Annotated in this window: 7 protein-coding genes and 1 pseudogene; 7 read left to right on the top strand and 1 reads right to left on the bottom strand. The window is 66.6% G+C overall.

All coding sequences use genetic code 11. The features are described from left to right. Positions 1 to 601 (bottom strand): annotated as a pseudogene (locus RHBS_RS23340) (nicotinate phosphoribosyltransferase); the annotation flags it as partial. A gap of 58 nt (positions 602 to 659) precedes the next feature. Between RHBS_RS23340 and clpS the strand changes: the two are divergent. The 7 genes from clpS (at position 660) to rdgB (ending at position 5,692) form a co-directional block, all read left to right on the top strand. Continuing rightward, positions 660 to 1,016, top strand: coding sequence for an ATP-dependent Clp protease adapter ClpS (gene clpS, locus RHBS_RS23335; RefSeq protein WP_094612901.1), 357 nt, complete (start codon positions 660 to 662; stop codon positions 1,014 to 1,016). Positions 1,017 to 1,053: 37 nt separating this feature from the next. After that, a complete protein-coding gene (locus RHBS_RS23330; RefSeq protein WP_121869356.1) occupies positions 1,054 to 1,623 on the top strand; it encodes a DUF2017 domain-containing protein in 570 nt (189 codons plus the stop codon). A gap of 9 nt (positions 1,624 to 1,632) precedes the next feature. Next, complete coding sequence (locus RHBS_RS23325) at positions 1,633 to 2,718, top strand: P1 family peptidase (RefSeq protein ID WP_128646530.1); 1,086 nt, start codon at positions 1,633 to 1,635, stop codon at positions 2,716 to 2,718. A gap of 59 nt (positions 2,719 to 2,777) precedes the next feature. Then, positions 2,778 to 3,407: a rhomboid family intramembrane serine protease gene (locus tag RHBS_RS23320; RefSeq protein WP_128646528.1), complete on the top strand. Its 630-nt coding sequence runs from the start codon at positions 2,778 to 2,780 to the stop codon at positions 3,405 to 3,407. Between the two features lie 112 nt (positions 3,408 to 3,519). Further along, positions 3,520 to 4,278, top strand: a complete 759-nt coding sequence (locus RHBS_RS23315; RefSeq protein WP_187298607.1) for a cyclic nucleotide-degrading phosphodiesterase — start codon at positions 3,520 to 3,522, stop codon at positions 4,276 to 4,278. A gap of 21 nt (positions 4,279 to 4,299) precedes the next feature. Next, a complete protein-coding gene (gene rph, locus RHBS_RS23310; RefSeq protein ID WP_045194515.1) occupies positions 4,300 to 5,085 on the top strand; it encodes a ribonuclease PH in 786 nt (261 codons plus the stop codon). Beyond that, positions 5,078 to 5,692, top strand: a complete 615-nt coding sequence (rdgB, locus tag RHBS_RS23305; protein WP_128646526.1) for an RdgB/HAM1 family non-canonical purine NTP pyrophosphatase — start codon at positions 5,078 to 5,080, stop codon at positions 5,690 to 5,692. Before rph ends, rdgB begins: the two co-directional genes overlap by 8 nt. The last annotated feature ends 50 nt before the right edge of the window (positions 5,693 to 5,742 follow it).

The following is a 5,742-nucleotide window of genomic DNA, read 5'->3' as shown; positions in this document are numbered from 1 at the left end:
GGACGGCCTCGAGGTTGGATGTTGCGGTGAACCCGGCGAGGTAGGCCGCGCGGGAGGCGGCGACGGCGGCTTCCTCGTGGGTGCGACGCGAACCCATCTCGATGATCGGCCGAGATTTGGCGGACGTGACCATCCGCGCTGCCGCGGACGCGATCGCACTGTCGTGATTGAGGATGGAAAGCACGAGCGTTTCGAGGACGACGCACTCGGCGAACGTGCCGCGAACCGTCATGACCGGGGAGCCGGGGAAGTACAGCTCACCCTCGCGGTAACCGTCGATGTCGCCGGTGAAGCGGTAGCCCCGCAACCACTCGACGGTGGCGTGGTCGAGGAATTCGGAGACGATCCGCAGCTCGTCCGGCCCGAATCGGAAGCGCGCGATCGCGTCGAGAATGCGTCCGGTGCCCGCGAGGACTCCGTATCGTCGACCGCCGGGCAACCTGCGCGCGAACACCTCGAAGCTGCAGATTCGATCGGCGTAGCCGCTGGCCAGAGCCGCCGACAGCATCGTGTACTCGTACTGATCGGTCAGCAGTGCAGTGCTCACGCCGTCGCTGGAACTCGCGTGATCTGTGGTCGCGTCGTTGCTCACCTCGCCCACACTACGAGCGAAGGGGCGAGCGTGGGACGCTGGCCCGATACGCCGTACCCTGTTGGGCATGCCTTGGTTGACGGTGGATGGATCTCTGCCAGTGGACGGCTTCTCGGCTGGGGACGTCGTCGCCGCGTCACCGCAGGCGGTCCCGGCGCAGACCGAGGCCGTTGCGGCCGACGAATCTCACGACACCCCCTGGGTCACCATCGTCTGGGACGACCCGGTCAACCTGATGCACTACGTCACCTACGTCTTCCAGAAGCTCTTCGGCTACAGCAAGGCCAAGGCGACCGAGCTGATGATGCAGGTGCACTCCGAAGGCAAGGCCGTGGTGTCGAGCGGTGAGCGCGACGCGATGGAGAACGATGTTCGACGGCTGCACGCGGCGGGTCTGTGGGCCACCATGCAGCAGGACAAGTAGTAGTCCACCCCTTTCCCGAGACAGGACATCAGCAACAGTGCGCACGTGGACGAGACGGAATTCGTTGTCCGGGGTCAAGATCAAGTCCGAGATCGATGCTCGTGAGGCCGCCGTGCTCCGATCGCTGGTCGGCTCGGTTCTCGGATTGCTGCGCGATCGTTCTGCCGCTGCCCCCACCGACGAACTCGCGGCACTGACCGGTCTTCGTACCGGGCACAACAGCCCGCCCGAGGATGCCGCACTGGCGCGGCTGCTGCCGGACTTCCATCGCGCCGACCCCGGCCGCGACGAGGAGGACCCGGCAGATCTCAACGGTGCACTGCGCGGACTGCACGAGCCCGAGATCATCGACGAGAAGATGGCCGCGGGATCGATGATCCTGGCCACTCTTCCCGAGTCCGGTGGCAAAATCGTGCTCACCCAGGAGCAGGCGGATGCATGGTTGACTGGCCTCAACGACGTGAGGTTGGCGCTCGGCACCACGCTGGGCATCAGCGCGGATACACCCGATGTCCTCGACGAAGGCGATCCTCGGGCTCCACATCTCGACGTGTACCACTGGCTGACCTGGATGCAGGATTCACTCGTACAGGTCCTCATTCCCTAGGACGCACGCGTGACCGCTGCTTTCCAGACTCCCGGACCGCGGGATTCCCTGACCGACGTGGCGGGTCTGCTGGTCGGTCATCATCACGAACGCGACGGTGATGCCACCATGGGTTCCGGCTCGGCGACCGGCTGCACGGTGGTTCGTGCGCTGGGAGGTGCGACGGCGGCTGTCGATGTTCGCGGCGGCGGGCCGGGGACTCGCGAGACCGATCTGCTCGATCCCAGCCATTCCGTCCAGCACGTCCACGCGATCCTGTTGACCGCGGGCAGTGCCTACGGGCTCGCCGCGGCCGACGGCGTCATGCGGTGGCTCGAAGAACACGGCCAGGGCATTCCCATGGGGAGCCCCGATCACGTCGTACCGATCGTGCCGGCCGCGGTGATCTTCGATCTTCCGGTCGGCGATTGGACTTCCCGCCCGACGGCAGAGTTCGGCTATCTCGCCGCGGCAGCAGCGGCGACCGAGTTCGCGACAGGATCGGTCGGTGCAGGTGTCGGTGCCCGAGCCGGAGTGCTCAAAGGCGGTGTCGGCACCGCAAGCACGGTGATCGAGGGCGGCCCTGCCGACGGGGTCACCGTGGCGGCGCTGATGGTCGCCAATCCGGTGGGCGCGGTGTTCGACCCGCGTACCGGCCTGCTGTGGGGTGTCGGCACGCTCGGGCCTACGGCGTTCGGTATGCGCAAGCCCGACGTGAACCAGCTGTGGGCCGCGCTCGCCCTCGAACCAAAGGGCACTGCGCTCAACACCACGATCGGGGTTGTCGCCACCGATGCCGCGTTGTCGTCGGCGTCGTGCAAGCGGATTGCCGTCGCCGGTCACGACGGTCTGGCGCGGGCCGTTCGACCGGCACACTCGCCGCTCGACGGCGACACGATCTTCGCCGTGTCCACCGGCACCAGACCCGTCACCGCAGAGTCCTCGGTGCCCGCCGCGTTCTCGGCCGAACTCCCGGTACTGGCTGCGGTCACCGAGGCCGCGGCGATCGTCGTCGAGCGAGCCATCGTCGCGGCCCTGCTCGACGCCACCTCGGTGGCCGGCATCCCCACGTACCGCCAGATCTTCACGTCCGCGTTCGGTGGATCGGGAGCCTGAGCGCAGCTCGCGCGATACCTCTGCCCGGTACCGTGGAGGGACCGAATCCGGAGGCGATCATGAGCGAGATCAGTAACCGTCCCGTCGAGCGCGAGCGGCCGGTCTGGATGCAGGCCGCCGTCCTGGTGGGAGCATTCACCGTACTGCTGTGGGTCATCGAATTCATCGATGTGGCCAGCGGGTCGAGGCTCGAACGCAACGGGATCCAGGCCCGTTCGGTCGAGGGGTTGTGGGGTATTCTGTTCGCGCCCGTGCTGCACGACGACTGGCAGCATCTGATCGCGAACACCGTGCCGATCATCGTGCTCGGATTTTTGGTGTTGCTCTCCGGACTGGCGCGGGGTCTGGCGGCCACCGGGATCATCTGGGTGGTCGGCGGGTTCGGTACCTGGCTCACCGCCGGTTCGTACACGAACACGATCGGTGCGTCGATTCTGATCTTCGGCTTCATCGCATACCTGTTGGTGCGCGGCTTCTTCACCCGCAAACTCGGTCAACTCGCGATCGGCGTGGTGGTGTTCGTGCTGTACGGCAGCGCACTGTGGGGTGTGCTCCCGAGCGAGCCGAACGTCTCCTGGCAGGGGCATCTGTTCGGCGCGGTGGGCGGAGTGGTTGCCGCTCGACTGCTGTCCGCCGACGCGCGAGCCGAGCGGGCCCGCGCGAAATCGCTCGATCGGCCCACTTCGTAGGTTCGAGGTAACTGCAGACACACCCGTGGTCGGTGGTGAATTTCGCCGACTCGCGCTGTGAATACTGCCCGAACGTTTCGAGTGATGCGCTCGGCGTGGCAGCATGGCTTTCATGCGAATTACCGTCCTGGGATGTTCGGGCAGTGTGTCCGGACCCGATTCACCCGCGTCGGGCTACTTGTTGGAAGAAGAGGAGACCGCGCCGGTCGTCCTCGACTTCGGACCCGGCATCCTCGGGGCGTTGCAGCGTTACGCCGATCCGGGAGATGTGAGCGTTCTGCTCTCGCATCTGCATGCCGATCACTGCCTCGACGTTCCGGGTCTGCTGGTGTGGCGTCGTTACCATCCCACTCCGCCGGAGGGGCGAGCGATCGTCTACGGACCCAAGGACACGGCGTTCCGGCTCGGAGTCGCCTCGGCCGAGTGCGGTGGGCAGATCGACGACATGTCCGACACCATCGACCTGCGTCGCTGGGTGGACGGACGCACCGTGGAGTTCGGGAAGTTGTCGATTCTGGCTCGGCAGGTGTTCCATCCGCCGGAGTCGTACGGCATGCGCGTCACCACGGCGCACGGCCGCACGTTCGCGTACAGCGGAGACACGGGAATGTGCCAGGCGGTGCGAGATCTGGCGCACGGAGCCGACATGTTCCTGTGCGAGGCGTCCTGGACCGACAGTCCCGAGCGGCCGGAGGGAGTGCACCTGTCCGGAACCGAGGCGGGCCGAATCGCGCGAGAGGCAGGGGTAGGGGAGCTGTTGCTGACCCATATTCCGCCGTGGACCTCGCGGGAGGATGTCATCGCCGAGGCGAAGGCAGAGTTCAGCGGACCGGTGCACGCGGTTCTGCCAGGGGACGTCTTCACCGTCTGACGACGCGCTAGGCTTCGAGTCGTGTCCAGACGAGAAGACGGCAGGGCGGACGACGAGCTCCGCACCATCAAGATCACCCGCGGATTCACCAGCCACCCGGCAGGGTCGGTGTTGGTCGAGTTCGGCAACACCAGGGTGATGTGTACGGCCAGCGTCGAGGAGGGCGTCCCGCGCTGGCGAAAGGGATCCGGTCTCGGTTGGCTCACCGCCGAGTACGCGATGCTCCCCGCGGCCACCCACACCCGCAACGGCCGCGAGTCCGTCAAGGGCAAGGTCGGTGGGCGCACCCAGGAAATCTCTCGATTGGTCGGACGCTCACTGCGAGCATGCATCGACCTCGCTGCGATCGGCGAGAACACCATCGCCCTCGACTGTGATGTACTCCAGGCCGACGGTGGTACCCGTACCGCGGCGGTGACCGGCGCGTTCGTCGCTCTCAACGACGCGGTCACCTATCTGCGAGCAGCGGGACGACTGGCCGATCCGCAGCCCATCTCGTGCATGATCGCCGCAGTCAGCGTCGGCGTCGTCGACGGCCGAGTGCGTCTCGATCTGCCTTACGAGGAAGATTCTCGCGCCGAGGTCGACATGAACGTCGTCGCCACCGACACCGGCACGCTCGTGGAGATCCAGGGCACCGGGGAGGGCGCGACCTTCCCGCGAACCACACTCGACAAGTTGCTCGACTCCGCATTCGTCGGCATCGAGAAGTTGTTCGAGGTGCAGAAGGAAGCCCTGGCATTGCCGTACCCCGGCGAACTGCCCGAGCCTGCAGCCGCGGAATCGAAGAAGAAGTTCGGTGCCTGACTCGAAGCTTCTGGTCGCGAGCCGGAACGCGAAGAAGCTGCGCGAACTCCGGCGGGTGCTCGACGCTGCCGGAGTGGCCGGAATCGAACTGGTGGGCCTGGACGAGGTGCCGCCGTTCCCGGAGGCTCCCGAGACCGGAGCGACCTTCGAGGAAAATGCGCTCGCCAAGGCACGTGATGGCGCGGCGGCCACCGGATTACCTTGTGTGGCCGACGATTCCGGGATCGAGATCGATGCCCTGAACGCGATGCCCGGAGTGCTCTCGGCGCGTTGGTCCGGTACGCACGGGCAGGACGAGGCCAATACCGCACTGGTTCTGGCGCAGCTCAGTGACACCCCCGACGAGCGTCGCGGAGCTGCATTCGTCTCGGCGTGCGCCCTGGTGATTCCCGGCGGCATCGAAACCGTGGTCCGCGGTGAGTGGCGCGGTGCAGTGGGGCGAGAGTCGAAGGGGGAGAACGGCTTCGGCTACGACCCCATCTTCGTGCCCGAGGGTGACGGCCGCAGCGCCGCGCAGCTGAGCCCGGGGGAGAAGGATGCCGCCTCGCATCGCGGTCTCGCGCTTCGCTTGCTCGTTCCGGTCCTCGGCGAGCTGGCGGGACGGTAGCTCGTGGCTCCGCGAACCGTGCTGACGCGGACGTCGGTGGTGCTTCGCCA

This window comes from Rhodococcus sp. BS-15 (genome assembly GCF_000813105.1).
Lineage (GTDB): Bacteria > Actinomycetota > Actinomycetes > Mycobacteriales > Mycobacteriaceae > Rhodococcoides.
The sequence above is the reverse complement of the archived record's forward strand: the minus strand, read 5'-3'. Positions and strand labels throughout refer to the sequence as shown.

Bases quoted from the DNA above. Each gene is read 5' to 3' on its own strand.
- RHBS_RS23315 (WP_187298607.1), top strand. From the start codon at position 3,520: ATGCGAATTACCGTCCTGGGATGTTCGGGCAGTGTGTCCGGACCCGAT.
- clpS (WP_094612901.1), top strand. From the start codon at position 660: ATGCCTTGGTTGACGGTGGATGGATCTCTGCCAGTGGACGGCTTCTCG.
- RHBS_RS23320 (WP_128646528.1), top strand. From the start codon at position 2,778: ATGAGCGAGATCAGTAACCGTCCCGTCGAGCGCGAGCGGCCGGTCTGG.